Source organism: Jeotgalicoccus meleagridis, from assembly GCF_903994045.1.
GTDB lineage: Bacteria > Bacillota > Bacilli > Staphylococcales > Salinicoccaceae > Jeotgalicoccus > Jeotgalicoccus meleagridis.
In genome coordinates this window covers 541361-565956 of the sequence record NZ_CAJEWD010000008.1, presented here as the reverse complement: position 1 = coordinate 565956, position 24596 = coordinate 541361, and the positions used below count along the sequence as shown (strand labels likewise).

The 24596-nt window shown below is 36.7% G+C and carries 29 protein-coding genes; 22 read left to right on the top strand and 7 right to left on the bottom strand.

Annotated features, from left to right (window positions below):
• The first annotated feature begins 94 nt into the window (after nt 1-94).
• Both typA and JEOSCH030_RS08430 read left to right on the top strand, forming a co-directional pair.
• The gene (gene typA / locus JEOSCH030_RS08435) at nt 95-1921 is read left to right on the top strand and encodes a translational GTPase TypA (RefSeq protein ID WP_185126167.1); all 1827 of its coding nucleotides are present in this window, start codon (nt 95-97) and stop codon (nt 1919-1921) included.
• 23 nt (nt 1922-1944) lie between these two features.
• Nucleotides 1945-2319, top strand: a complete 375-nt coding sequence (locus JEOSCH030_RS08430) for a YlaH-like family protein (protein ID WP_235962261.1) — start codon at nt 1945-1947, stop codon at nt 2317-2319.
• A gap of 401 nt (nt 2320-2720) precedes the next feature.
• Here the strand turns inward: JEOSCH030_RS08430 and JEOSCH030_RS08425 are convergent, their stop codons facing one another.
• Nucleotides 2721-3203, bottom strand: coding sequence for a hypothetical protein (locus JEOSCH030_RS08425; protein ID WP_185126166.1), 483 nt, complete (start codon nt 3201-3203; stop codon nt 2721-2723).
• A gap of 154 nt (nt 3204-3357) precedes the next feature.
• On the opposite strand from JEOSCH030_RS08425, the gene JEOSCH030_RS08420 reads away from it, so the two are divergent.
• Together JEOSCH030_RS08420 and JEOSCH030_RS08415 are read left to right on the top strand one after the other, a co-directional pair.
• Entirely contained in the window at nt 3358-3648 is a 291-nt protein-coding gene (locus JEOSCH030_RS08420) for a YlaN family protein (RefSeq protein WP_185126164.1), read from the top strand.
• A 42-nt stretch (nt 3649-3690) separates the two neighbouring features.
• Nucleotides 3691-4872 carry an FtsW/RodA/SpoVE family cell cycle protein gene (locus JEOSCH030_RS08415; protein WP_185126162.1) on the top strand — a complete coding sequence of 394 codons (1182 nt, stop codon included), beginning with the start codon at nt 3691-3693 and terminating at the stop codon, nt 4870-4872.
• A 62-nt stretch (nt 4873-4934) separates the two neighbouring features.
• Here JEOSCH030_RS08415 and JEOSCH030_RS08410 read toward each other — a convergent pair whose 3' ends face one another.
• The gene (locus JEOSCH030_RS08410) at nt 4935-5831 is read right to left on the bottom strand and encodes a COX15/CtaA family protein (protein WP_235962260.1); all 897 of its coding nucleotides are present in this window, start codon (nt 5829-5831) and stop codon (nt 4935-4937) included.
• A gap of 318 nt (nt 5832-6149) precedes the next feature.
• Between JEOSCH030_RS08410 and cyoE the strand changes: the two genes are divergently transcribed.
• The 7 genes from cyoE to JEOSCH030_RS08375 all read left to right on the top strand — a co-directional run bounded on the left by cyoE (nt 6150) and on the right by JEOSCH030_RS08375 (nt 12701).
• Nucleotides 6150-7070, top strand: coding sequence for a heme o synthase (gene cyoE, locus JEOSCH030_RS08405; RefSeq protein ID WP_185126161.1), 921 nt, complete (start codon nt 6150-6152; stop codon nt 7068-7070).
• A 33-nt stretch (nt 7071-7103) separates the two neighbouring features.
• Nucleotides 7104-8246 (top strand): cytochrome c oxidase subunit II, encoded by a 1143-nt coding sequence (gene coxB, locus JEOSCH030_RS08400; protein WP_185126159.1) that lies wholly within the window; start codon nt 7104-7106, stop codon nt 8244-8246.
• A gap of 2 nt (nt 8247-8248) precedes the next feature.
• Nucleotides 8249-10168 carry a cytochrome c oxidase subunit I gene (locus JEOSCH030_RS08395; RefSeq protein ID WP_185126157.1) on the top strand — a complete coding sequence of 640 codons (1920 nt, stop codon included), beginning with the start codon at nt 8249-8251 and terminating at the stop codon, nt 10166-10168.
• Nucleotides 10168-10794, top strand: coding sequence for a cytochrome (ubi)quinol oxidase subunit III (locus JEOSCH030_RS08390; protein WP_185126155.1), 627 nt, complete (start codon nt 10168-10170; stop codon nt 10792-10794). The genes JEOSCH030_RS08395 and JEOSCH030_RS08390 overlap by 1 nt, the downstream gene beginning before the upstream one ends.
• Nucleotides 10795-11139: a cytochrome C oxidase subunit IV family protein gene (locus JEOSCH030_RS08385; protein ID WP_185126154.1), complete on the top strand. Its 345-nt coding sequence runs from the start codon at nt 10795-10797 to the stop codon at nt 11137-11139.
• 129 nt (nt 11140-11268) lie between these two features.
• Nucleotides 11269-12228 (top strand): cytochrome c oxidase assembly factor CtaG, encoded by a 960-nt coding sequence (ctaG, locus tag JEOSCH030_RS08380; protein WP_185126152.1) that lies wholly within the window; start codon nt 11269-11271, stop codon nt 12226-12228.
• A gap of 11 nt (nt 12229-12239) precedes the next feature.
• Nucleotides 12240-12701, top strand: coding sequence for a DUF420 domain-containing protein (locus JEOSCH030_RS08375; protein ID WP_185126151.1), 462 nt, complete (start codon nt 12240-12242; stop codon nt 12699-12701).
• A 34-nt stretch (nt 12702-12735) separates the two neighbouring features.
• Here the strand turns inward: JEOSCH030_RS08375 and JEOSCH030_RS08370 are convergent, their stop codons facing one another.
• Nucleotides 12736-13098 (bottom strand): YugN family protein, encoded by a 363-nt coding sequence (locus JEOSCH030_RS08370; RefSeq protein ID WP_185126149.1) that lies wholly within the window; start codon nt 13096-13098, stop codon nt 12736-12738.
• A 127-nt stretch (nt 13099-13225) separates the two neighbouring features.
• Between JEOSCH030_RS08370 and JEOSCH030_RS08365 the strand changes: the two genes are divergently transcribed.
• Nucleotides 13226-13663 carry a YlbF family regulator gene (locus JEOSCH030_RS08365; protein ID WP_185126147.1) on the top strand — a complete coding sequence of 146 codons (438 nt, stop codon included), beginning with the start codon at nt 13226-13228 and terminating at the stop codon, nt 13661-13663.
• Nucleotides 13664-13700: 37 nt separating this feature from the next.
• On the opposite strand, the gene JEOSCH030_RS08360 is transcribed toward JEOSCH030_RS08365, so the two are convergent.
• Nucleotides 13701-14621: a glycerophosphodiester phosphodiesterase gene (locus JEOSCH030_RS08360; RefSeq protein WP_185126145.1), complete on the bottom strand. Its 921-nt coding sequence runs from the start codon at nt 14619-14621 to the stop codon at nt 13701-13703.
• 87 nt (nt 14622-14708) lie between these two features.
• On the opposite strand from JEOSCH030_RS08360, the gene JEOSCH030_RS08355 reads away from it, so the two are divergent.
• Nucleotides 14709-14972: a YlbG family protein gene (locus tag JEOSCH030_RS08355; RefSeq protein WP_185126144.1), complete on the top strand. Its 264-nt coding sequence runs from the start codon at nt 14709-14711 to the stop codon at nt 14970-14972.
• Here JEOSCH030_RS08355 and JEOSCH030_RS08350 read toward each other — a convergent pair whose 3' ends face one another.
• Nucleotides 14973-15344, bottom strand: coding sequence for a DUF7147 family protein (locus tag JEOSCH030_RS08350; protein ID WP_185126142.1), 372 nt, complete (start codon nt 15342-15344; stop codon nt 14973-14975). It abuts the gene before it with no gap.
• Between the two features lie 59 nt (nt 15345-15403).
• Between JEOSCH030_RS08350 and rsmD the strand changes: the two genes are divergently transcribed.
• Together rsmD and coaD are read left to right on the top strand one after the other, a co-directional pair.
• Nucleotides 15404-15943 carry a 16S rRNA (guanine(966)-N(2))-methyltransferase RsmD gene (gene rsmD / locus JEOSCH030_RS08345; RefSeq protein WP_185126141.1) on the top strand — a complete coding sequence of 180 codons (540 nt, stop codon included), beginning with the start codon at nt 15404-15406 and terminating at the stop codon, nt 15941-15943.
• 6 nt (nt 15944-15949) lie between these two features.
• Entirely contained in the window at nt 15950-16441 is a 492-nt protein-coding gene (coaD, locus tag JEOSCH030_RS08340; protein WP_185126139.1) for a pantetheine-phosphate adenylyltransferase, read from the top strand.
• Here the strand turns inward: coaD and JEOSCH030_RS08335 are convergent.
• Entirely contained in the window at nt 16428-17561 is a 1134-nt protein-coding gene (locus JEOSCH030_RS08335) for a nucleotidyltransferase (RefSeq protein ID WP_185126137.1), read from the bottom strand. The two genes, coaD and JEOSCH030_RS08335, sit on opposite strands and share 14 nt — an antisense overlap.
• Nucleotides 17562-17695: 134 nt before the next feature.
• Here JEOSCH030_RS08335 and JEOSCH030_RS08330 point away from each other — a divergent pair, with 134 nt between their 5' ends.
• Both JEOSCH030_RS08330 and rpmF read left to right on the top strand, forming a co-directional pair.
• Nucleotides 17696-18217, top strand: a complete 522-nt coding sequence (locus JEOSCH030_RS08330; protein ID WP_185126135.1) for a YceD family protein — start codon at nt 17696-17698, stop codon at nt 18215-18217.
• Nucleotides 18217-18390 carry a 50S ribosomal protein L32 gene (rpmF, locus tag JEOSCH030_RS08325; RefSeq protein ID WP_185126134.1) on the top strand — a complete coding sequence of 58 codons (174 nt, stop codon included), beginning with the start codon at nt 18217-18219 and terminating at the stop codon, nt 18388-18390. The genes JEOSCH030_RS08330 and rpmF overlap by 1 nt, the downstream gene beginning before the upstream one ends.
• A gap of 40 nt (nt 18391-18430) precedes the next feature.
• Here the strand turns inward: rpmF and JEOSCH030_RS08320 are convergent, their stop codons facing one another.
• Nucleotides 18431-18883, bottom strand: coding sequence for a GNAT family N-acetyltransferase (locus JEOSCH030_RS08320; protein WP_185126133.1), 453 nt, complete (start codon nt 18881-18883; stop codon nt 18431-18433).
• A gap of 110 nt (nt 18884-18993) precedes the next feature.
• On the opposite strand from JEOSCH030_RS08320, the gene bshC reads away from it, so the two are divergent.
• The 5 genes from bshC (at nt 18994) to JEOSCH030_RS08295 (ending at nt 24592) form a co-directional block, all read left to right on the top strand.
• Nucleotides 18994-20559 carry a bacillithiol biosynthesis cysteine-adding enzyme BshC gene (gene bshC, locus JEOSCH030_RS08315; protein WP_185126131.1) on the top strand — a complete coding sequence of 522 codons (1566 nt, stop codon included), beginning with the start codon at nt 18994-18996 and terminating at the stop codon, nt 20557-20559.
• Between the two features lie 137 nt (nt 20560-20696).
• Nucleotides 20697-21128 (top strand): division/cell wall cluster transcriptional repressor MraZ, encoded by a 432-nt coding sequence (gene mraZ / locus JEOSCH030_RS08310; protein WP_185126128.1) that lies wholly within the window; start codon nt 20697-20699, stop codon nt 21126-21128.
• An 11-nt stretch (nt 21129-21139) separates the two neighbouring features.
• Nucleotides 21140-22069 (top strand): 16S rRNA (cytosine(1402)-N(4))-methyltransferase RsmH, encoded by a 930-nt coding sequence (gene rsmH / locus JEOSCH030_RS08305; protein WP_185126127.1) that lies wholly within the window; start codon nt 21140-21142, stop codon nt 22067-22069.
• An 11-nt stretch (nt 22070-22080) separates the two neighbouring features.
• A complete protein-coding gene (gene ftsL / locus JEOSCH030_RS08300; protein WP_185126125.1) occupies nt 22081-22458 on the top strand; it encodes a cell division protein FtsL in 378 nt (125 codons plus the stop codon).
• Nucleotides 22445-24592, top strand: coding sequence for a penicillin-binding transpeptidase domain-containing protein (locus tag JEOSCH030_RS08295; RefSeq protein WP_185126124.1), 2148 nt, complete (start codon nt 22445-22447; stop codon nt 24590-24592). The genes ftsL and JEOSCH030_RS08295 overlap by 14 nt, the downstream gene beginning before the upstream one ends.
• Nucleotides 24593-24596 lie beyond the last annotated feature (4 nt).

Here is a 24596-nt window from a genome sequence, read left to right as displayed (position 1 = left end):
ATCATAATTTTTTCTTAGATATGTTCAGAACTGTCATTTTTATGATATAATGTTACGGTTATAAAGTAACTCTATATACGAAGGGAAAATCCTCTTGATGAACCTGAGAGAAAATGTAAGAAATATTGCAATTATCGCACACGTAGACCACGGAAAAACGACACTAGTAGACCAACTGTTAAAACAGTCGGGAATTTTCCGTGAAAATGAACATGTTGAAGAAAGAGCAATGGACTCAAATGATATTGAACGTGAGCGTGGAATTACCATCCTTGCTAAAAATACAGCAATAGATTACAACGGTACGCGTATCAATATTCTAGATACACCGGGACACGCTGACTTCGGTGGAGAAGTTGAGCGTATTATGAAAATGGTTGACGGTGTTATTTTAGTAGTAGACGCCTACGAAGGTACTATGCCACAAACTCGTTTTGTACTTAAAAAAGCTTTAGAGCAAAACTTAAAACCAGTTGTAGTAGTAAATAAAATTGATAAACCGAGTGCACGTCCTGCAGAAGTAGTAGACGATGTTTTAGAGCTCTTTATCGAACTAGATGCTAATGATGACCAACTCGAATTCCCGGTTGTTTATGCATCAGCCATGAATGGTACAGCTAGTTTAGACTCAGACAAACAAGACGATAACATGCAGTCGATTTACGATACTATTATCGATTACGTACCAGCTCCAGTAGATAACTCGGATGAACCACTTCAATTCCAAGTTGCCTTACTCGACTATAACGATTATGTTGGACGTATTGGTGTAGGTCGTGTCTTTAGAGGAACAATCAACGTTGGAGATACAGTCTCACTCTTAAAAATTGATGGGACACACAAAAACTTTAGAGTAAGTAAAATCTTTGGTTTCTTAGGACTGAACCGCATTGAAATTGAAAGTGCTCAAGCAGGGGATCTAATCGCAATTTCTGGTATGGAAGACATTAATGTTGGGGAGACAATTACACCAACTGATGCACAAGAAGCCTTGCCAGTTTTAAGAATTGATGAGCCAACACTACAAATGACATTTTCAGTAAATAATTCACCTTTCGCTGGACGTGAAGGTAAACACGTTACTGCTAGAAAAATTGAAGACCGCTTAGAATTAGAACTAGAAACTGATGTATCTTTAAGAGTTGATGCAACAGATCGACCAGATGCATGGAGAGTCTCTGGACGTGGGGAGTTACACCTTTCTATTTTAGTTGAAAACTTAAGACGTGAAGGTTTTGAACTTCAAGTATCAAAACCAGAAGTAATTCATAAAGAAGTCGATGGCGTAGTTTGTGAACCATTCGAGCGCGTTCAAATTGATGTACCAGAAAGTAATACAGGAAGTATTATTGAGTCGATGGGTGAGAGAAAAGGCGAAATGCTAGACATGGTTTCAAGTGGTAACGGACAAACACGTTTAGTATTTATGATTCCAGCTCGTGGCCTCATCGGTTATCGAACTGAATTTATGTCTATGACAAATGGTTATGGTATAATGAATCATACGTTTGAAGATTATCGTCCAGCTGTAAAAGGACGAATTGGTGGAAGAAGAAACGGTGTCTTAGTATCAATTGATAAAGGCGCTGCAAGTACTTATGCCATCTTAGCTTTAGAAGGACGTGGGACTAACTTTATGGAACCAGGTACTGAAGTTTATGAAGGAATGATTGTTGGTGAAAACTCACGTGAGAATGACCTAGCGGTTAATATCACTAAAGTCAAAGCAGCCAATAATATTCGTTCAGCGACTAAAGAACAGACTTCTACAATGAAGAAACCAAGAAGTCTAACTTTAGAAGAAGCTTTAGAATATATCAATGACGATGAACTGGTAGAAGTAACACCTGAGTCTATTCGCATGCGTAAGAAAATTCTTGATAAAAACGCACGTGAGAAAGCGAATAAAAAACAGAAGTAATTATTTGAAGTGGAGTGAGAAACGTGTTTAACCCTCTCATTCTCCTAAACACAGCGGATGTCGGTAATGTCCAAGGTAGACTGACGTTTTTTGGGAGATTATATGGTCTAGATACTAATCCTGAAAAGGGTATGTGGTACTTACTAATTACAATCTTTGTACTATGTGCAATAGTCTATCATCTTGGCTTTGCTAAAAAGCTCAAATTATGGAAACACCTGATCATATATTTCTTTATGTTTATAGGTGTAATTTTCCTAACATTTTTTGGAGCATTTTATCCGGTTGCAGAATGTTTGATTGTTATCGCACTAGTCTTAGCAGGATATCGATATAGACTCCATAAAGAAAGAAAAGCTGGTAAGTTCCAAACTGCGAATAAACCACCTGAACAATAAAATATATAAGTAAATGGCCTGGGAATCTTAAATTCAAGATTTCCAGGCCATTTTTTATTTGTGTGAGTAAATAGTGTTTGTTTGGCGTTGATGGTGAGTTCAAGTTGAGCGAGCTTATGACTTATCAGGACTTCGAATTGTTTTCATTGTCCAGATAAGTAGGTATCAGGACTACGTGATGTTTTCATTGAATTGCCAGCGCTCTCGGAGGACAATGAACACTTCTCATTGAACCGCCAGCGCTTCCGGAGGACAATGAGCACTTCTCATTGAACCGCTAGCACCTCCGGAGGACAATGAGCACTCCTCATTGAACCACCAGCGCCCCTGGAGGACAATGAGCATTCCTCATTGAACCGCCAGAGCCCCACGAACCAACCCTAATTGAACCACATTAGTTATTATTTAAATTCTATGCCGGTCACATGAGTTAATCTTAAAGATTCATGGCCGTTATTGACGACGATTAGGTCAAACATTCCATCGTCATATAATCTTTTACCGTTATTAGAGAAGTGAGCATACATTCCTTCTCTTTCATTATATGGAAGTGTTGTTTCACCGTCGTTATGTATAAAAGTAATCTCAGCGTCTTCACCTGAGTTGGGTTCAGTGTATTCTAAGAACGGTTTTAGACAGATCGCAAATGAGCTGTCCAAGAGTTCTCTTTTTTTATATTTTTTCTCTGATTTTAATGTAGGTGGTTTAGTTTCACCTTCGATGATTTGACGATTCCATTCGGCTTCATCATCAAAAAGTATCTGCTCTTGGTCTTCTGTGTTGGTGAGCAACTCTTCAACTTTTAACTTGCGGTCATCAAAAATCCATGTTGATGGATCTAAAGTAATTTGAAACTTAATGTTTCCTTTTAATTGAATAATCATAATTATCGCTCCTTCTGATAGAAAAGTATAGCAAAGTTTTAAGAATAATTATAGAATGAATATATATCGATGAAAGATAGCACTGTCATATCCGCTTGATTTTTTGAGCATGTTAAGATAAAATTTTATGGAAGAGTAAAGAGGGGGGAAGCGCGTGTCTGAAATAAAACAGTTAAGCAAGGATGCTTATAATCAGTTAGATAGGGACGCCGACAGAATTCTCCAGCTGATTGAAGTTCAGATGGAAAACTTAACCATGCCGAGTTGTCCAGTATTTGAAGAAGTTCTAGACACTCAAATGTTTGGCTTATCCAAAGAAATACATTTTGCGGTAAGATTAGGATTAGTTGATGCAGAAGACGGACGTGCGATTTTAGATCACTTGGAAGTTGAAGTTTCTAAAGTACACGAAGCATATATGGAAAGAGAAAAAAACCAAGTCTAAAGAATTTTCTTTAGACTTTTTTAAATGAGGGACGTTTGGTAGATGAACCATATAAAAAACTTTATCAACTACGTAAAGTCTTACTCCAAGTATGTTGATTTTCTCATAATAATTGCATATATTGCGCTTTCAATGATCGGTTTAGTCATGGTTTATAGTGCGAGCATGGTGCCGGCAGAAATGAATCAAGGAAGCTCTACATATTTTTATTATAGGCATTTGGCCTTTATCATACTCGGTTTTGCAATTGTCTTTTTTATGACTTATTTTATGAGTGGTAATCTCTTTAAAATGAAAGGTGTCCAAATCTTGATGATTGTTACCATTATCATCTTACTTTTGGCAACTGCGATTTTTGGGACAGAGATTAACGGACAACGAAATTGGATTAGAATTGGTGGATTCGGTTTCCAGTCTTCAGAATTTTTTAAAGTCATTGCAATACTTTACTTAGCTTATATTTATTCTCGACGAGAGAAACGTTTAGGCAGTGAAGATACTAGTGTGGTACCAGTTGCCTTTATCCTAGCAATATCAGGATTAGTTATATTAAATGATATGGGAACTTGGATGGTTATTGCAGCGATTATTTTATCAACCTTCCTATATTTAAGATTACCTTTAAAAATAATCTTTCGGGCAGGGCTATTCGTTCTTGCTGCTATAGGAATCGGTGCAGGATTTTTATATTTAATAAACGGACAAGTACTATCCAATTATCAAATGGCTAGAATTGATACATTTCTACATCCCTTTAATGATCCAGCTGGAACAGGTTACCAACTCACTAATTCCTTAATTGCTATTTCTCACGGTGGTTTAACCGGAACAGGAATCGGTAATGGAATTATTAAGCTCGGCTATCTACCTGAACCTCACACAGATTTCATTATGGCAGTTATTGCAGAAGAACTCGGTTTACTAGGCGTACTGTTAGTGGTTGTCTTATATCTAGTTATCATTATAAAAGCAATGTCTTATGCTAGACGGTCTACAGACACTTTTTACCAAATTGTCTGTGTAGGTGTGGCGATGTATATTACTATGCAAGTATTTATTAACGTAGGTGGGATATCTAAAATTATTCCATTAACTGGTGTACCGTTACCATTATTATCTTATGGTGGATCATCATTTTTAAGTGTTTCGATAGCGATTGGCTTGTTAATCATTGCAGCAAAACATGTTAAGCAAGCTGAGATTGTAGAGAAAAATAAGAGATAAAAACTATACTCATATAAAAAAAGCTTGAAAATCTAAATTTAGATTTCCAAGCTTTTTCAATTTTACTTGTTTCTTGATAGAAGCATTATAAAGTAACATAGCACACCAAACAGTAAGGTAATGAATAAAGCGTGCATCAAGGCGATGAAAATATTCACCTGTGTAAACACTGATAACATACCTGTGATTACTTGTAATACGAGTAAGGTAAATGCAATCATCCAGCCAGTTTTTAAAATTCTCGACTCTGAATAATTTCTTAAGACATGAATGAAGATGATTAGCATCCATATGAAGAGTATTCCTACGAGAAATCTGTGTCCCATTTGGACAGCTTGATAAAAGTTGCCTGGTAGGATTTGGCCTGGCATACAATGTGGCCATTCTGTACAGGCGAGCGATGAATCAGTGTGTCTCACTAATGCACCACTATAAATCACAAAGTATATATAAATAGTTACTAAAATTGTGTTGTATCTTAGAAACGGCTTAACAATGATCTTACGTGTTTCGACACCATGGGCAGTTTCAAATATTAAGAGAGTCAATAAGAGAACAGCGGCAAAACAAATTAATGAGATACCAAAGTGTGCTGCAAGTATAAAGTCGCCTTCATAAATACCAACAACAGCTGCTGCACCAATTAGGGATTGAATAACAATAAAACTTAATGACACATAAATTAAAAATTTAGCTTCCCTAACATGACGAATTTGTTTCCATGCCATGTAGCCTAAAGCGAGTAAGAATATTATAGCTAAGCCCGAGACACCTCTGTGTGTGATCTCTATTATAGTGTCTATCGGCCAGTCTTTTGGAATGAGTTGTCCGTGACACAGTGGCCAAGATTGACCACAACCGTCTTCAGAACCTGTCTTAGTGACAAGCGCTCCACCGATTTGAACAAAAACCATGATCAAGGTGGTTAATACGGCGACTATTTTTAAATTTTTATACAACTACAACACCCCAGAACATTGACGTTATGTCTTTTACTACAGTAACTAAATATATATGATAATAAGAGTCTTTGCAATGAGCAAAGTTTTGAATAGTCCTTAACAATTTATGAAACTATGGTAAAATCTAATAGTGTAAGGACCTAACGCTACCCTTTGAGTATAAAACACTTTTAGGCATGTATTCATACATTTTGATGAATAATTCTTGAACAATGCAAAATGTAACAATTTTATTTCAAATATGTATAGAAAATATGTCCCATTTAATCTATTATAAGGTATAAATGTGTTTGTTTATGAAAGGGGGGCATATAGATGCACAGTGATGTATACCAAGAGGAAATACATCAGACCACTCGCAGTAAAAAACTTAAGGCGTTTAAAGTGCTCATCAAAGATGGCATAATTAAAGCGAACTTAATACCTGCTTTTGCTGCTGGATTTCTTGCAGTCATGTATTATAACATTTCGTTTTTTAGATCGATTCCAATCCTGCTCTTGATGTTACTCGGTACCGCGCTGGTCATCGGAGGCGTATGTGCCCTGAATAACTTCTATGACAAAGATATTGATAGGTTGATGAAGTCTAAGAAACAAAGACCAAGTATCGATGGAACATACAGCGATAAAGAAATTCTAACCATAGGTTTCGTAATGTTGTTTATCGGCTTAGTACTCTTGTTCTCAATCAATTTTACAACGGGAGTTTTAGGACTAATAGCAGCCTTTGGTTATGCAGTTGTATATTCAATCTTTGCCAAGAGACATCTTGTTGCAAACACAGTTATTGGAGCAATTCCTGGAGCAATGCCACCTTTAATAGGCTGGTCAGTATTTCAACCAGAGCTACATACATTAGCATGGGCCATGTTTATAGTGATGTTTATTTGGCAAATGCCTCACTTCTATGCTCTTGCAATTAAGCGGAGTGATGAATATAGTGCAGCAGGCATACCGATGCTTCCATCAGTCAAAGGAAGTAAACGCGCAAGGAATTCCATAATTTTCTGGGTGACACTTCTTTTGTTCACACCACTTATGATGTTTGAACTCGGTTTATGGTTCGTAGCGCTATTCGCAGCCCTGAACCTTCTATGGTTTTACTTTAGTGTCAATCAGTTCAAACGCATTACAGACTATAATCGCTATGCCGGGCGAATATTTGTCTTCTCACTCAACTACGTCGTGATATTTTTTGTCATGGTAATCGTAGCCGGCTTACTTGTGAATGTTTAGTAAAGTAAATGAATGAAAGAGGGGTCTAACACAATGAACTTTAGTTTTCTTAAAGGTAAGGGACTATTATTAGTTTCTGCACTGACACTTTTCCTTGCGGGATGTGGTACTAACGAATTAAGTACTTTACGTCCTGCTGGTGAAGTTGGACGAGAGCAGTTCAACCTGATGGTTATTTCAATCATCATTATGATTTTAGTTATTGTAGTTGTAACAATCCTATTTACAATCGCGGTACTTAAGAGCCGTAGAAGTAAAAAAGGTGAAGATTTTGAACCAAAAGAGGTTGCAGGGAATCACACGCTAGAGGTCATCTGGACGTCAATTCCAATCTTGCTCCTATTAATTTTAGCTGTACCAACAGTTTACTTTGTATTTAAGCAAGCAGACACTGAAGCAAGTACAGATGCTGACGGTAATGTAAACGCTGAAGAAACTGTTATTAACGTTAGAGCATACCAATATTGGTGGGAATTCGAATATCCAACTGAACAAGTTGTAACTTCACAAGAATTAGTTGTTCCAACTGATAAAAAAGTTTACTTCAACTTACAAGGTGCAGATGTAAAACACTCATTCTGGGTACCAGCTGCTGGTGGTAAGATGGATACAAACATCGATGGTATTAACAGCTTCTATCTAGTATTTGATGATGATGCAGCTCAAGATGCAGACCGTTTATTCTACGGTAAATGTGCTGAGTTATGTGGACCATCTCACGCTCTGATGGACTTCAAAGTTAAAGCTCTTCCAGAAGAAGAATACGACCAATGGTTAGCTGACATGAAAGCAGTTGAAGAACCTGTTCAAGCTTCATCTGAAGATGCACAACGCGGAGAAGAAATCTTTAACAACTCTTGTATGGGTTGTCACGCAACGACACCAACTAGTCCTGGAGCAATGGGGCCTAACTTAACAAACTTTGGTGATCGTGAATTAATCGCTGGTTTCCTAGAGCATGATCAAGAAAATCTTGAAGCATGGATCAAAGATCCAGAAGCATTTAAGCCAGATAACAATATGACTGGTAACTATGAATTATCTGACGAAGAAATTGAAGCAGTTGCGACTTACCTGATGGAGCTGAAAGTTGAAGAGGGTTCAGGAGATGTTTCTACATTAAGAGAACCAGCTGAAGACGAAGCTGCTGAAGAGTCAGAAGAGGGGGGTAATTAGTAATGTCGACAGCAACAACACAAAAACGTGGTTTCCTAGGCACTATTTGGGAATACATGACCACAGTTGACCATAAGAAAATTGCTATACTTTACTTGATTGCCGGTGGATTTTTCTTCGCACTCGGTGGTATAGAAGCAATGCTTATCCGTATCCAACTCGCTGTTCCAAATAATGACTTCTTATCAGCGGGCTTGTTTAACGAAGTTATTACAATGCATGGTACAACAATGATCTTCCTAGCCGCCATGCCTTTACTATTTGCATTTATGAACGCAACAGTACCATTACAAATTGGTGCACGTGACGTTGCTTTCCCGTTCCTAAACGCATTAGGGGTTTGGTTGTTTATCTTTGGTGGTATCTTCCTTAACCTTTCATGGTTCTTAGGCGGAGCACCAGACGCAGGGTGGACAAGTTACGCATCACTGTCAATCATTTCACCAGGACACGGTATTGACTTTTACGCAGTAGGTCTACAAATTGCGGGTGCCGGTACTTTGATTTCTGGTATTAACTTTGTTACTACAATCATTACAATGAGAGCACCAGGTATGACATACATGAGAATGCCTTTGATGACTTGGACAACGCTAATTGCATCAGTCCTAATCGTCTTTGCATTCCCACCACTTACTGTAGGACTATTCCTACTAATCTTTGACCGTATGTTCGGCTCTAACTTCTTTATTGTAGAAGCCGGAGGTAACACCATTATCTGGGAGCACTTATTCTGGATTTTCGGTCACCCGGAAGTTTACGTATTGATCCTTCCAGCATTCGGTATATTCTCTGAAATATTCGCGACATTTGCTCGTAAGAGATTATTTGGTTACTCAGCTATGGTATTTGCGACCGTCTTAATCGGTTTCTTTGGATTCATGGTTTGGGCTCACCACATGTTTACAGTAGGTCTTGGACCAACTGCTAACGCAATTTTCGCACTTGCTACAATGGCAATCGCAGTGCCGACTGGTATTAAGATATTCAACTGGATCTTTACCATTTGGGGCGGTAGTATCGAGTTTACGACTCCGATGATGTATGCACTTGCCTTTATTCCATCATTCGTTATGGGTGGGGTAACAGGTATCATGCAAGCTGTTGCACCAGCGGACTATCAGTACCATGACTCGTACTTCATTGTTGCTCACTTCCACTACGTAATTGTTGGTGGGGTAGTGTTCGCACTCTTAGCTGGTCTGCATTATTACTGGCCGCTAATGTTCTCAACTATGCTTAACGAGAAGTTAGGTAAAGTAACGTTCTGGTTCTTCCTTTTAGGGTTCCACTGTACGTTCCTAATCCAACACTTCTTAGGACTATGGGGTATGCCACGTCGTGTGTTCACTTACTTAGACGGACAAGGCTACAACGCAGCCAACATGATTTCAACAGTAGGTGCCTTTATGATGGCATTCGCAGTTATCGTTCTATTAATCAACGTAGTAATTACACTAGTTAAAAATGAAAAAGTTGGACGTGACCCATGGGGTGACGGTCGTACTCTAGAGTGGTCATTACCACTTCCAGTACCATATTACAACTTTGCACAAACTCCACTTATCCGTGGACTAGACGCATTCTGGTTAGAGAAAAAAGAAGGTAATGGAGAAATGCTTCCAGCAGAATCACTAGATGATTTCCATATGCCAAACAATTCAATCATTCCATTTATAATTTCACTTGGACTGTTTATTGCAGGATTTGGTTCTCTATACTTCGCATCAGGTAAGGACTGGGCAATTGATGCTGTAGCAAACCTACCTGAAAGACCTTGGGCAATTTGGTTACTTGTTATCGGTCTAGCAATTACCTTTATCTCAATGATAGTTCGTTCATTTAAAGATGATCTTGGTTACTATGTTAAAAAAGAAGAACTTATTAAAGATTTAGAAGAACAAGAAAGGGGTGCTAAATAATGGCGGAAATGAAATATAACGTTCCTAATAACCAGTGGCCTGAGCACCCGGAAAGAGCAACACAAGAAGGGAAAAACAAATTCGCAGGATTTTGGACTTTCCTTGGTGGAGAGACTGTTTTATTCGCATCTTTATTCGCAACGTATTTAGCGCTTAAAGATAGTGTACCGAGTGACGATCACTTACTCGCAGCTGATCTCTTCCACTTAGAACTTGCATTTGTGATGACGATGTTACTATTAACATCTTCACTCACAAGTGTGTACGCTGTATATCAAATGCGTAATAACAACTTTAGTAAAATGCAGTTATGGTTAGCTGTAACAGTATTACTTGGTGCAGGATTCTTAGCTTTAGAAATTTATGAGTTCTATGAATATGTTCAACTTGGACATACTTTTAGATCAAGTGCTTTTGGTAGTGCCTTTTACATCTTAATTGGTACACACGGTTTCCACGTTATCATCGGCTTGATTTGGATTTCAGGTTTAATTATCCGTAATGCAACTCGTGGATTATCTGTATATACAGCAGCTAAAGTTAACACAGCTGCACTTTACTGGCACTTTATTGATGTTGTGTGGGTGTTTATCTTCACGATTGTATACTTGTTAGGGGTGTTATAGATGAGTGAATCAAGCAATGAAGTTATGAGTGACGTTAAACTTAGACATGTGAGACGCCAAAGAACAAAAGAAATGCGTATGCAACTTACAAGCTTTGGTCTAATGATTTTCCTAACATTTACAGCTTTTGGCATGGTCGCTTTAGACTTTAATGCCACATTCATTACAGGTGCAGTGTTACTATTTGCCTTTATCCAAGTAGTCTTGCAGTTCTACTACTTCATGCACATGAAGGACAAAGGACATGACTTTGCAAAACTATTTATGATAGTTGGTATGTACTTCGCAATTGCATTCTGTGTCACATTTATTTATATCGTATGGATTGGTGCACCAATTTCATAAAACTTTAGAGATGACCTTCGGGTCATCTTTTTTTTGGTCAAGAGTTTGTCACTAAGTCAATTTTTAGCACCTTGAGTTATGGTGTTTAGCAATTTATACTATATATAGGTCAAATTTAAGGTGGTAAATATGGATAATATTACTTCGATAAAGATTTTTGGATTCATGGCGAACTGGAGTCCTTTCTTCTTAGCCTTCGTCGTCCTAGTGTCTGTGGTCTTTTTCCTAGTCACTACAAGATGGTATAAAGAATTTGAAGGTGGACGTCCACTAACAGCGAATGAAGGCATTCTTTTTACAGTCAACATGATTTTGTTGTATTTAATGTACGGTAGTCCAGTAGATTTACTGAGTCATATACTATTTACATTTCATATGTTGCAGATGGCATTTGTACTTTTTTTAATCGCACCATTGTTTTACTTTTGTGTACCGGAATACTTACAAAAATATTTATCAGAGTTACCTGTATTCGGACGAGTATTGCGTTTAGGAGTTAAGAGACCTTTAATTACACTTATGCTTTTAGTAGGTGCATTTTCGGTTTATCACTTACCTGTAGTGATGGATAATCTTAAGATGAGTGCCACACTACATACACTAGTCTTAGCATTTATGTTCTTGACTGCGGTTATGGCTTTCTATCCTATGTTTAATAAAGTAGAACCGAAAGAAAATCATATGGGAGGATTATATAAACTTCTCTATATCTTTGGAATCGGTGCCTTTGTAACACCTGCTTGTGCACTTATTATCTTTTCAAGCACACCAATATATACTACCTTTACAGAAGGAGATGCATGGTTAAGTGCGATGGAATTGTGTGTACCTGCTGGAGTATTAGATAGTATCGCTGGAAGTGGTATGATTTCAGGACCAGAGTACTTCTCAAACTCTACACCACTAATCGATCAGCAAACAGGTGGAGTCATTATGAAGGTCTTACAAGAAGTGTTCTTCGGTGTAATGCTTGCCTATATATTCTTCAATTGGTTTAGAGAAGAAAGAAGTAATGAAGATCAAATTACACAAGATGCTTTATTAAAAGCACAACAACAAAAAGAACTTTATAATCAACATAGAGTATAGGAGGCGTATTAGTGGATATATATTTTGTCCTGCCTACCATAAGTACATCATTTATTTTATTAAGTGCGATTTTTATGGGAATAGGTGTTTATCATATAAAAAATGGAAATGAGGAAAGTCATGAAAGATTTATGACTCTAGCAGCTTGGTCTGCTTTACTTTTCTTTATAATTTACGTTTCAAAGACAATCTTCTTAGGTAACACACAGTTTGGTGGGCCAGATTCACTTGTGACCTTCTATGTGATTTTCTTAGTCAGTCACATTATTTTAGCCACAACAGGTGGTATCTTCGGAGGTATTCAAGTATTTACTGGTAAGAAGAATAAGTTAAAAACACATAGAAAATTTGGTATGACTGCTGCGATAATTTGGTTCTTTACAGCTGTCACTGGAATTATTGTGTACTTTACCTTATATATTTTCTTCCCTGGTGGAGAGACAACTGGATTATGGGATGCTATCTTCCATTAAAAAAAGATCGTTTGCATGTGCAAACGATCTTTTTTTATGCTTCTATAATTTGAGTAAGTTCTTTAGAAATAGTTCTAATTTTGTTGATTGCATGTTCAACAATTCGCTCAGGGAATACTTCGTCACTACCATACTCAATACCAGTTGGATAGTAGTGTTTACCCATGTAAGGATCCATCAGTTGAAGTGTCGCATTATTTGAACCGACATCTCCATCTACTGCATACCCTGGGAAACGTAAGTAATAAATACCTTCAGGAATTTCATATTTATAGTCAAAAGTCATGCGCTCATAGTCCCAACTGCCTCCAAGAACACAACCGTTATGGTTCATAATTTCTTGAAGTGAGCCTTGTGGAATGACTACTTTTTCTATACCTGAGTTTTCAAAGACCATCAATTTTGCCCCCTATCTTTTTTTCCATTACCCTAATTTTAATCTATTACTAAAGGACTTGCAAATAGTATTTATAATATAGTATCAATTGTAAGCTTATGATAAACTGAACCATAGAGGTGATGACATGCAAACAATGATGAGCTTTGAAATTATGGATATGCTTGACTCTCTAAATGACATGGTCACTGACACTGAGGAATACAATAACTACTGTTATTATAAAAAATTGCTAGATACAGATAGAGAAGTGTCTCAAATGATTAAAAAATTTGTTGCACTCAAAGAGGATTTCGAAGAAGTTCAACGTTTTGGTAAATATCATCCAGACTTTTCAAGTAAACGTCGTGAACTTAATCAATTTAAGAAATCCTTAGATATGACCCCGATTGTTATGGAATATAGACGTGCTGAGTTTCAGCTTCAATCTATGTTAGACGAGGTCTTATTTATAGTCGGCCAGGCAATTAGTCCTCATGCCAATATAGTCAGTAGCAATCCGTTCTTTTCAAACAGTTCAAATAGTGGATGTGCAACCGGTGGAAGTTGCTCATGTGCAGGATAAATTTAAAACAGACTAACCGAATGGTTAGCCTGTTTTTTTAATAGCGTTCTTTCATTAAGTGATAACTAATATCTGGATAGTCGGTCACAATAGTATGTGCACCTTTTTGGATCAGTTCATCCATCTTGTCCATCTTATTGATGTTCCAATATCCAACTGCAATATTTAAGCTAGTTAGATATTCGATAAATTTCTTAGTATCTAGGTGAATCCCGTTGTACTCTACTGGAATTTGGAAAGTATCCGCATCAGCTAAGTACATGTGGCCAAAACCGAGTTTGTGTAAGAAATAGGCTTTAGACACTTGATCAACACCTGCTCCAAGCGCGATAGTGTTATCTGCATACAGATTGAACTGTTTAATCTGAGCATCGTAGAAGCTCGTCACGAGCACTCTGTCCATTACACCGAGCTCAGTAATCAGTCTAAATAATAAACTAGGCATTAAACTACCAGCATAAGTTTCTGGATCATCTTTGATATCAATGTTGATTAGTTTATCCGGATATTCTTCTAAGAGTTCTCTTAAGGTCACTATTTTGGCTTTAGCATCACCTCGGTAAGGATGATTACCTTCGACATCTGTAAAGTGATAACCAAAATCAAGTTCTCTTAAATCATCTAAAGTTAAATTGCTAACCTTACCTGAACCATTGGAAGTACGGTCCACATAGGCATCGTGGAAGACAACAATTTCTTCATCTTTAGTTAAGCGAATATCAATTTCAAATCCTTCGACTTTAAATTCGCTCGCTTTGTCAAATGCTAGGCGTGTGTGTTCCGGTCTAAGGCCCATACCGCCTCGATGCGCAAAGACATAAGGAGAACGCTTTTTAAAGTAAGGTTTAATGTCGCGAACTTTTACATCGGCTGTCAGTTTAGTACTGGCCCAGACACCGAGCGTAACTCCTGCTAATAAGCCTGTAACTTTTAAAATATTTTTCATACAATTTGCCATGTTTGAAACCTCCATGAGATATTCATTTAAAAAACATATTGTTTATATGTTATTATAACTTTAATGATTCAGATAGGTGGTCTAATAATGATAGTTGAACGTATCGGAATATATGTTTATTTTAAACAAAATAAATTCATTCGACAATTGAAAAGACATGGGCACCTTATTTATGTGAATAAAGATAAGAAATATGCCTTAATCTATGTCGATAAAATAAATCTAGAAAAAACTCTAAATGATTTAAGTAAACTCAAGTTTGTTACAAATACTCTAGTTTCTGAATATCCAAACATCTCTAGAGAATACTCCAGTGAAGACTATGAGAAAAAAGATTACAGCATTGTCTAATTAAGTCATCGGTAAGAGTAAGTGATTAAGTCTCAGTATACCAGTTAAATATTGATAAAATTGCTCCCTTTCATGAAAAACTGTTGGAGACTTTGTTTCAATTTCAATAATATTTATATCGACTTCATCGCACCAAGATTTAATTAAATCATATTTTTTGCTCTTTCCATCTTTAAAGCGAATACCATTATAGATTGTGTAAACTGCTTGAACATCTTGTTGAACTGGCTTCATCACTAAGAGAAAGCTAGCATTAGACTGATCGTCGTAAGTCAGTATTGCGTGTTGTACACGTTGATGATTGTATTCTATTAAGGCTTGAAGTTCAAAGATTTCACGGTAGCCTTCACCCATAGTGATAAATTTTTGCATGTAATCAACTCCTAATTTATATATTATATGACTGATGAATGAATTGAAAGGGCGGACAGATGAGAATTATAAGTGGTAAATATAAGGCGAAAAAATTAAAGACTTTGAAAACTAATGATACAAGACCAACAAGTGATAAAGTCAGAGGTAGTATCTTTAGTATGCTCGGCGAAATAGACGGAGCTGTCCTTGATCTATTTGGAGGTACAGGAAGTTTATCCGTTGAAGCCTTAAGTAGGGGTGCTGAGTCCGCTATGATTATCGACGGAGCAGATGACGCAGTTCGTCTAATCAGAGAAAACACTAGCTTTGTTGAAGAAGAACTAGAAATTTACAGAAATGATTTTAGACGTGCTTTAAAAGCGATGGCTAAAAGAGATAAAAGCTTCGACCTTATATTTTTGGATCCGCCCTATAGAAAAAAATTGGTAGATCAGAGCTTACATAAAATTAAAGAACTGAAATTGTTAAATCCTAACGGTCGGATTGTAGTTGAAACAAGCAAGGATGAAAAAGTCAATATTGAAGGATTCACCTGTGTGAAAGAACACACTTATGGCACTATAAAAGTACAGTTATTAATAGAAGATAAGGAGTAATCATTCATGACAAATTCTAAAATTGCCGTAGTACCTGGTAGCTTTGATCCTATTACTTATGGACACTTAGATATTATTGAAAGAGCATGTAAGATCTTTGATAAGGTGTATGTGTCAGTTTTGAGAAATTCATCAAAGAAGGGTCTATTTACACCAACTGAACGGATTGATTTAATCAAAGGTGTGACTAAACACATAGATAAGGTAGAGGTTGTTCAGTTTGATGGTCTACTAATCGATTTTTGTCAACAAGTCAATGCAGATGCAATCATTCGTGGTTTACGAGCTGTCAGTGACTTTGAATATGAAATGCAGTTAACAAGTATGAATAGAAAACTAAATAGCCAAATTGAAACTATGTATATTATGACCAATAATAATTATTCATTTATTTCTTCTTCAATCGTTAAAGAAGTAGCAAAATATGGCGGTAAGGTTGAAGATATCGTACCGCCATTAATTGAAGATGCCTTAAAAGAGAAATTTAAGGAACAATAATGACAGGAGTATTAAAGTCATTTTGTTGTCCTTGAGTTACAGTATTATATACAGCCGTCGAGGTCACTTCTCGTGACACTAAGTGACGGTTTTTTTTATTTACATTAGTAATAATGTGAACGTCATTCAGTGTTTTTAGATGTGCTTGGCCAACTTTGTTCATACCGAGTATTCTTAATGAATTATGATCTGTTAAGTCTGTCATATCACTGTTCTTTACATTCATTAGGATGGAAATCATTAAGCGACTGAGTCTTGTCCAAGTATAGCGTTTAGTTTTCACTTTTGATAAAAATTCATCAAAAGATGTGGCCTCTTTAATTTTTTCTTTAAGACGATACTCAAGACCTTCAGTCATCATATAGATACTTCTTAATTCACTTATGGACATCGTGAGTATTTTAATTTTTAAACTAATAAATAAATCTTCATTACTTGCAAGGTGTTTAGACACCATTTCTTCAATGAGTGATGCTGGCATAAACGCTTTAGCCTCTTCATAATTCCCATTTAATAAACTATTACGTAGACTAGTTGCGCTAGAAAAATTAAGGCTAGAGAGCGTTTTGTCGTTGTAATTATTACCAATTCTTTGAATGGTATCAACACTTATATTAGCTCCGAGTTTTTCAACTGCATTGATGTAGGCGATGCCTAGAGTGTTGTTGGGAGATCCTAATAAATTAGAGTCAGCGAGATGGGCTAAGGCTCTTGGATAGCTCATACCTTCTTTTAACAGCGTTTTAAAGTCATCATTCTTATTTAGTTCCTGCGCCTTTTTAGCTGCTTGTTTTAAATTGTCTATTTGACCATCCTCACTGCCAAAAACAAGGTGGCTTGCTCCGACTAAGTGAGCAGTATGAACAGCACCTAGAGCAAAGTCATCTGCATAACTTACAGCATTTAAAAAGGGAAGTTCAATGACTAAATCTACATGTTTAAGCACTTCACGTGTGCGAGTGAATTTATCAGTTATAGCAATCTCACCACGCTGAGTGAAATTTCCAGACATGATGACGACTGTTAAATCAGGCTCAATTTTTTCTTGTGCTTTTTTAATATGATAGATATGTCCGTTGTGGAATGGATTATACTCTGTGATTAATGCTAAAATCTTCATCCATAAGCCTCCAATCATGTTATAATTAGTGTACCAAAATATTGAGCATTTAGAATGGATTTGTTAAGAAATAAACTTGACACTTTTTCTAGATAATTGTACAATATCTGTTGTGCTCATAAGAGGTGGAATATATGAAATGGTCACTTTCTCAGCTTAGAAAGTACACCAGTGAGAAATTCACTTTTAACGAAACTGTCCAGTTAGACACATTGTATAATCGTCAAGATATACTAGCCATTGATGATATTAATGTATCAGGTAGTATGCTTGTTGGAAGTCAACGTATCAACGTTGATCTGCAAATTACAGCCACTGTTAAGATAATCGACAGTCGTTCTGGTAAACCGGTGCAATTCCCACTCGACATACAATCTGTGGAAGTGTTCGATGAGAACCTAGAAGAAGACGAGGATATTGAAGACGAACATCTACATCCTGTAGTTCATACTTTGGATTTAGAACTAATCGTTAGAGAGCTAATCATCGTCAACTTACCGACAGTTTATACTGAGAGTGATGAACTACCCGAGTCATCAGGCACAAGTGGTTGGACAGTAGTAGAGGAATCGGAAGTAAACAGCGAGAAACCAGCTGTCGATCCGAGACTAAAAAAATTAGAAGCTTTAAAGCTGAACATTGAGGAGGAAGAATAATGGCAGTTCCAAAAAGAAGAACTTCAAAAACACGTAAAAATAAACGTCGTTCACACATGAGACTTTCAATGCCAGGTATGGTTGAATGTCCAAATTGTGGTGAAGCTAAACTTGCACACCGCGTATGTAAAGAGTGTGGAAGCTACAAAGGTGAAGAAGTAGTCGCTAACTAATAGCAAAAAAACCTGGAAATCAATTGATTTCCAGGTTTTTTTAATGTGGGTACCATATCAATGATTCATCAGCGAGATCTCGCTCGATATCATATTCAAGGGTTTTAAAATTATGTTTGTCAAAAAATGCTCTGGAATCTTTAAAGTGACTTACGGCCTTAATCGGTAACTGGAAGGACTTTGCATAATCTATTAGGGCACTGCCTAAACCTCGTCCTTGGAAGCGGTCCAAGACCTCTAATTTCCAAATGATTAAAAACTCTGAGTTCGTGCCATCAATTGGATGTGTCGTATCAGTTTGTTTGTAAAGACACATGCGAGCAGCAAGTTCATCACCTTGATAAATACCATAAAAAGGTGAGTCAATATTCGCATCGATGACATTCGCTTCTAGTTCGTCTAACATGTGTAACTCTTGTGATCCGTATTCTCTAAACTTCTTAAATTCTTCAGCTGTTTTATAATTGATTGCTAGGTTATGTACTTTTTTCATCTGACAACGCTCCTTTTATTTAGTATATTGATATATTCTAAGCCGTTCAATTGTTTTATTGTAAAATAAAATCTATACTTTTATTAAGAATACCTTGAGGAGAAATATTTATGCAATTTGAGACGATAGATTATGCTAAACAAGTGGATCAAACTAAAGATTTCAAACAATTTTATGGTAATCTTTCTTATGATCAAGACTCATTAGATCAAGTGTTTGAAAGACCGAGTCATCCACATACAAAAGAATTAGCAGAAATCATGAAAAACGACATGGCTAAGTATGGTTTAAGTGACCGGCAAGAAGAAAATCTCACTAAACTTTCAAATGGACAAAAAGTTGTGATTGCTGGACAACAAGCTGGATTATTTATGAGTCCATCTTATATCATACATAAAATTATTTCTATTTTAGTAGTCACAAAAGAAATAAAAGAAAAATACAAGAAGTCTGTCGTCCCTGTCTTTTGGGTGGCGGGTGAAGACCATGACTTCGATGAAATCAATCATACCTATGTATATGATAGCTACTATAGACGTCGTGTAAAGATTAGTTATAAGCCAAATCTCACAGTACCGATGAGCATCGGTTTTTATCAATACGACAAAGAAGCTATGAAGGATACTTTAAGTAAAATTATTTCTTATATAGGTGACAGTGAGGAAATAAAGTCATTGGAGTCTAAAGTGGTCGAAGAGATCGAACAACACTCGACTTGGACTGAACTTTTCCACGCCTTGGTGCACTCGACTTTTAAAGAAGATGGATTACTGATCTTCAACTCTCACTTAAAAGAAGTTAGAGAACTTGAAGCGCCTATTTTTATAGATATGTTTAAGAATCACAAAGCACTTGATCAAGCATTTAAAGAAGGCCAAAAAAACTACCTTGAAACAAGTGGCAATCAAGCTGTTATAGACACAGAAACAAACGTCCATCTATTTACGAATGCAAGTACTAATCGTGAATTACTTCAAGAGTCGGATGGTCTTTATCACTTAGATGGTAGGTCTTATACTAGAGAAGAAATCTTAGATTGGATTAATAATCATCCTGAAGAGTTTTCTACTAATGTTGTAACAAGGCCTCTAATGCAGGAGTCCTTGTTCAATACGGTAGTCTTTCTAGGTGGTGGTGCTGAGGTGAAATATTGGGCTGAGATCCATAAAACTTTTGAAGTTTTAGGCCTTCATATGCCTATAGTTTTAAAGCGTATGGAATTTGTTCATCAAGACCGACGACTTACTAAGCTATTGGATAAATATGACTTGAAATTAACTACTTCTCTTAATGATGAGCTGTCACAGTTAAGAGACGATTTAATTAACACACATACAAATGAAAATGTTTTAAATAAGGTAGATAAAATTAAAGCTGACTTATTAGCGTCTTTTGACTCACTCTATACTGAAACTGATGATTATTTTAATGATGATATCATCGATGGGAATATCCATCAGCATATACTCCAACTAGATTATTTAAAAAACAGATACACAGTCGAAGTCAAACGAGCTCTAAGACATGAGCTCCACAACTTAGAAGAAATTAGTGAAAAGCTTCTACCGAATGGGGTGCTTCAGGAGAGACTCTACCATCCATGGCAATTTTCACTTGATAATTGGGATTACTCCCCACTTTCTTACACCGATAAATTAATCATTATAAAAAAATAAAAACTTGTAATATCAAGCGATTTCCTCATCTGAGGGAATCGCTTTTTTTATCTTGAAAATTTTTTTGCCTCATTTTTTATAAATTGTGGAGGATTGTGGGGAGATGTGGTAAATTAAATGTAGAGCGGGGTGAGAATATGTTCATGGGTGAATACAAACATAATTTGGATACGAAAGGTCGCATTATTGTACCGAGTAAATTCCGAGATTTACTCAGTGAACAATTCATTATTACTCGTGGGCTCGATCGTTGTTTATTCGCTTATACAATGGATGAATGGGCTCGCATAGAGGAAAAGTTAAAAACATTACCCCTGACAAAAAAAGATGCTCGTAAATTTACTAGATTATTTTTCTCTGGCGCAACGAATGTAGAAATAGATAAGCAAGGTCGCATTAATATCCCACAAAATTTAAGAGACTACGCAGGTTTAGAAAAAGATTGCACTGTTATCGGTGTATCTAGTCGAATAGAAATTTGGGATACGAATGCTTGGGAAGGTTTCTATACCGAGTCAGAAGAAAATTTTGAAGACATAGCAGAAGACTTAATCGATTTTGATCTATAGGATGTGACTTTGTGTTTAATCATACTTCAGTATTACTTAAAGAGACGGTCGACGGTTTAAATGTTAAACCGGACGGTATATATGTTGACGCTACCTTAGGCGGAGGCGGCCATACAGATTATCTACTGTCAAAAATAGATACTGGACATGTCTATGCCTTTGATCAAGATATTACTGCAATTAATAATGCAAAAGAAAAATTTAATGGAGAAACAAAACTCACATTAATTCATACAAATTTTGAAAACTTAAGAACAGCCTTAGCAGAACATGGTGTTGATAAGATTGACGGTATCCTTTATGACTTAGGCGTTTCAAGTCCTCAACTAGATGTAACGGAAAGAGGATTTAGTCATTCTAAAACTGCAAGACTAGATATGAGAATGGATCAAGATCAAGAGCTTGATGCCTATGAAATTGTCAATTCTTATTCCTATGAAGCCCTGGTTAGTATCTTTTTTAGATATGGCGAAGAAAAATTCTCTAAAAAAATCGCTAGAGAAATTGAAAGAAAAAGAGCTTTAGCACCAATTGAAACAACTACTGAACTTTCCGAGCTAATCAAATCACAAATTCCAGCTAAATTTAGACGAACTGGCGGACATCCAGCAAAGCGTATTTTCCAAGCTTTAAGAATTGCGGTTAATGATGAACTTGGTGTCTTTGAAAGGTCTTTAGAAACAGCAATTGATCTCCTCAATAAAAATGGTCGTGTATCAGTAATCACTTTCCATTCCTTAGAGGACCGAATTTGTAAACAGATGTTTGTCGAATATGAAAAAGGACCAGAACTACCTAAAAATATGCCAATTATCCCAGAGGGTTACGAAGCTATCTTAAAAAGAGTGAATAGAAAACCTATCATAGCAGAAGGCGAAAATTTAGAAAATAATCCTCGTGCACGTAGTGCTAAGTTAAGGATTGCAGAGAAACAAGTATAGGAAGTGTTGTCGTGGTAGTAGAAAGATATAATGAAGTCCAACCAACTCATAAGACAACCCCGCGCACAGACAGTCAAAAGAAGACGAGAACACGCGCTAAGGTTGTCGGCATTAAGCGCCTAGAAATGGCAGTTTACATAGGGCTTGTAATTCTAATTGCAGTCGCCTCAGTGTATGTGCTATCTTTAAAAATGGAAGCTCACAACTACCAAAAAGAAATGACAGAATTAGAACAATCAATATCAGTTAAGAATGGTGAAATCAGTGAATTACAAACTGAAGTTACCTACCTTGCTTCCTACGATCGCATATATGAAAAAGCTCAAGAATTGGGCTTAGATCTTAATAATAGCAATGTAAAGGTTGTAGAAAAGTATGGTCAAGATTAGACGGAAAATCAGACTGAACAATAGTAAGACTACACCTGGTGCACTCCTGATATATTTCGGTATAGGAGTGCTTTTTCTATTGATTATTGGTCAATTCATCAGATTGATGATATTTCAAACAATAGATGATGAGGATTTAGTCGCTAGAGGAGAAGATAAGTACTCCGTTAGCTCAGTATCACAAGCTGAAAGAGGAGACATTACCGATCGTTCTGGTAATATACTTGCCTCAGACATGGAAGCTTATAGAGTCGTAGTGATAACAGATGAAAATTATCCAAATCATGTTTCAAACCCAGAAGAAACAGCTAAAATTTTATCTGAAGTTATCGACATGGATAAAAAGGAAATACAAGAGCTCATAGAAAAGAGCATTGAAGAAGGACGCTTTCAAATGGAGCTCGGACAAGCAGGTCGAAATATTTCCTATAACGATAAAAACTTTTTACAAGACTCAGAAGCAACAGGCTTGGTGTTTGAACCAGAAACGAGACGTTTTTATCCGAATGGACAATTTGCATCCCATCTCATTGGTTTAGCTGAATTAAATCAAGAAACACAAGAGCTCACTGGACAGCTTGGACTTGAAAAAATATACGATGATCTTTTATCTGGAGAAGATGGCAGTATGGATTACAACCAAGACGTCTGGGGCTATATTGTGCCTGATACAGATAAGGTCAAAGCGCCAGTTGACGGTCATGATGTTAAATTAACAATTGATTCAAACATTCAGTTGTATTTAGAGGACTCTCTAAAAGATATGGAAGAGCACTTTAAACCAGAGGAATTAATCGCTGTGGTGGCCGATGCCAAAACAGGTGAAATTCTAGCATCTGGCCAAAGACCATCATTTAATCCGGAAACGAGAGAAGGCTTTGGAAATAGTTGGCTTAATATGCTGTACGAATATTCATTTGAACCGGGTTCTACATTTAAAGTATTTGGATTAGCAGCAGCCATAGAAGAAGGGGTGTATGATCCGGATGCATACTATACATCTGGGTCTATGGATGTCATGGATGCTACAATTTACGATTGGGAGAAAAGTGGTTGGGGCAATATAACTTATAATGAAGGTATGCAGTATTCTTCCAACGTACTGATGATGATTCTTCAGGATAAGGTTGGAGCAGATAAAATGCTCGACTACTATAAGAAATTTGGCTTTGGTGAAACTACCGGCTCAGAATTTCCTACAGAATCAAGCGGACAAATCGCTTGGGATAATGAACTGCAACAAAAAACAACTTCATTCGGTCAATCATCGACTGTTACACCGATTCAATTAATTCAAGGAATGACCGCCTTATTAAATGAGGGTCAGATGAAAAAACCATATGTCGTTGATGAAATTACAGATGAAAATGGCGAAGTCGTCTATCAAGGAGAAGAAGAAGTCGTCAGACAAGTCATCTCAAAAGAAGCGGCTAATAAAACTGTAGAAGAGATGAACACATTAATTGGTGGTTCTCTAGATCATAACCCACAGTATAAATCTGATGATTATGAAGTCACAGGTAAATCCGGAACTGCACAAGTGTATGATCCAGAAACGGGTGGATACTTAGACGGGGATTACCAGTTCTTCACATCATTTTTAGGTTATGCACCTAAGGATGACCCAGAAGTGATTATCTACTACGGTATTAAACTCGCAAGTGAAAATGAGAGTGAAACTTGGGATTACGGGGTGTCCAGAGGATTTAACCCCCTTATGGAAAGAACTCTGAAATATTTAGAAGTTTCAAATGCAGATGTATCAACTGAACATGATGTCATTGAAATTGGTGATTATACAGGACAACAAGTTGATAGCTTGCTTGAAGAATTAAATGATACAATTGACGTAAAAATAGTAGGGGAAGGTACTGAGATAACAGATCAGTTCCCTAAAGATGATACGCTTCTACCGTATGATACTCTCTTTGTCAAAACAGATGGTGATGCCACCATGCCTGATTTTAAAGGACTATCGAAAAGAGAAGCGATAATACTTAGTGATTTTATTGGTATAGATATTACCGTAAATGGAGAAGGTTACGTAGAAAATCAATCTATAAATGCCGGTACAGTCCTGAGTGAAGATTCAGCACTCGAAGTTACTTTATCATCCAAAGACCCTAACGATTAAGGAG

Excerpts from the sequence above, each read along its gene's own strand:
- JEOSCH030_RS08425 (WP_185126166.1), bottom strand. The coding sequence starts at position 3,203 with ATGATTATTCAATTAAAAGGAAACATTAAGTTTCAAATTACTTTAGAT.
- JEOSCH030_RS08415 (WP_185126162.1), top strand. The coding sequence starts at position 3,691 with ATGAACCATATAAAAAACTTTATCAACTACGTAAAGTCTTACTCCAAG.
- cyoE (WP_185126161.1), top strand. The coding sequence starts at position 6,150 with ATGCACAGTGATGTATACCAAGAGGAAATACATCAGACCACTCGCAGT.
- coxB (WP_185126159.1), top strand. The coding sequence starts at position 7,104 with ATGAACTTTAGTTTTCTTAAAGGTAAGGGACTATTATTAGTTTCTGCA.
- JEOSCH030_RS08395 (WP_185126157.1), top strand. The coding sequence starts at position 8,249 with ATGTCGACAGCAACAACACAAAAACGTGGTTTCCTAGGCACTATTTGG.
- JEOSCH030_RS08390 (WP_185126155.1), top strand. The coding sequence starts at position 10,168 with ATGGCGGAAATGAAATATAACGTTCCTAATAACCAGTGGCCTGAGCAC.
- JEOSCH030_RS08385 (WP_185126154.1), top strand. The coding sequence starts at position 10,795 with ATGAGTGAATCAAGCAATGAAGTTATGAGTGACGTTAAACTTAGACAT.
- ctaG (WP_185126152.1), top strand. The coding sequence starts at position 11,269 with ATGGATAATATTACTTCGATAAAGATTTTTGGATTCATGGCGAACTGG.
- JEOSCH030_RS08370 (WP_185126149.1), bottom strand. The coding sequence starts at position 13,098 with ATGGTCTTTGAAAACTCAGGTATAGAAAAAGTAGTCATTCCACAAGGC.
- JEOSCH030_RS08365 (WP_185126147.1), top strand. The coding sequence starts at position 13,226 with ATGCAAACAATGATGAGCTTTGAAATTATGGATATGCTTGACTCTCTA.
- JEOSCH030_RS08360 (WP_185126145.1), bottom strand. The coding sequence starts at position 14,621 with ATGGCAAATTGTATGAAAAATATTTTAAAAGTTACAGGCTTATTAGCA.
- JEOSCH030_RS08355 (WP_185126144.1), top strand. The coding sequence starts at position 14,709 with ATGATAGTTGAACGTATCGGAATATATGTTTATTTTAAACAAAATAAA.
- JEOSCH030_RS08350 (WP_185126142.1), bottom strand. The coding sequence starts at position 15,344 with ATGCAAAAATTTATCACTATGGGTGAAGGCTACCGTGAAATCTTTGAA.
- rsmD (WP_185126141.1), top strand. The coding sequence starts at position 15,404 with ATGAGAATTATAAGTGGTAAATATAAGGCGAAAAAATTAAAGACTTTG.
- coaD (WP_185126139.1), top strand. The coding sequence starts at position 15,950 with ATGACAAATTCTAAAATTGCCGTAGTACCTGGTAGCTTTGATCCTATT.
- JEOSCH030_RS08335 (WP_185126137.1), bottom strand. The coding sequence starts at position 17,561 with ATGAAGATTTTAGCATTAATCACAGAGTATAATCCATTCCACAACGGA.
- JEOSCH030_RS08330 (WP_185126135.1), top strand. The coding sequence starts at position 17,696 with ATGAAATGGTCACTTTCTCAGCTTAGAAAGTACACCAGTGAGAAATTC.
- rpmF (WP_185126134.1), top strand. The coding sequence starts at position 18,217 with ATGGCAGTTCCAAAAAGAAGAACTTCAAAAACACGTAAAAATAAACGT.
- JEOSCH030_RS08320 (WP_185126133.1), bottom strand. The coding sequence starts at position 18,883 with ATGAAAAAAGTACATAACCTAGCAATCAATTATAAAACAGCTGAAGAA.
- bshC (WP_185126131.1), top strand. The coding sequence starts at position 18,994 with ATGCAATTTGAGACGATAGATTATGCTAAACAAGTGGATCAAACTAAA.
- mraZ (WP_185126128.1), top strand. The coding sequence starts at position 20,697 with ATGTTCATGGGTGAATACAAACATAATTTGGATACGAAAGGTCGCATT.
- JEOSCH030_RS08295 (WP_185126124.1), top strand. The coding sequence starts at position 22,445 with ATGGTCAAGATTAGACGGAAAATCAGACTGAACAATAGTAAGACTACA.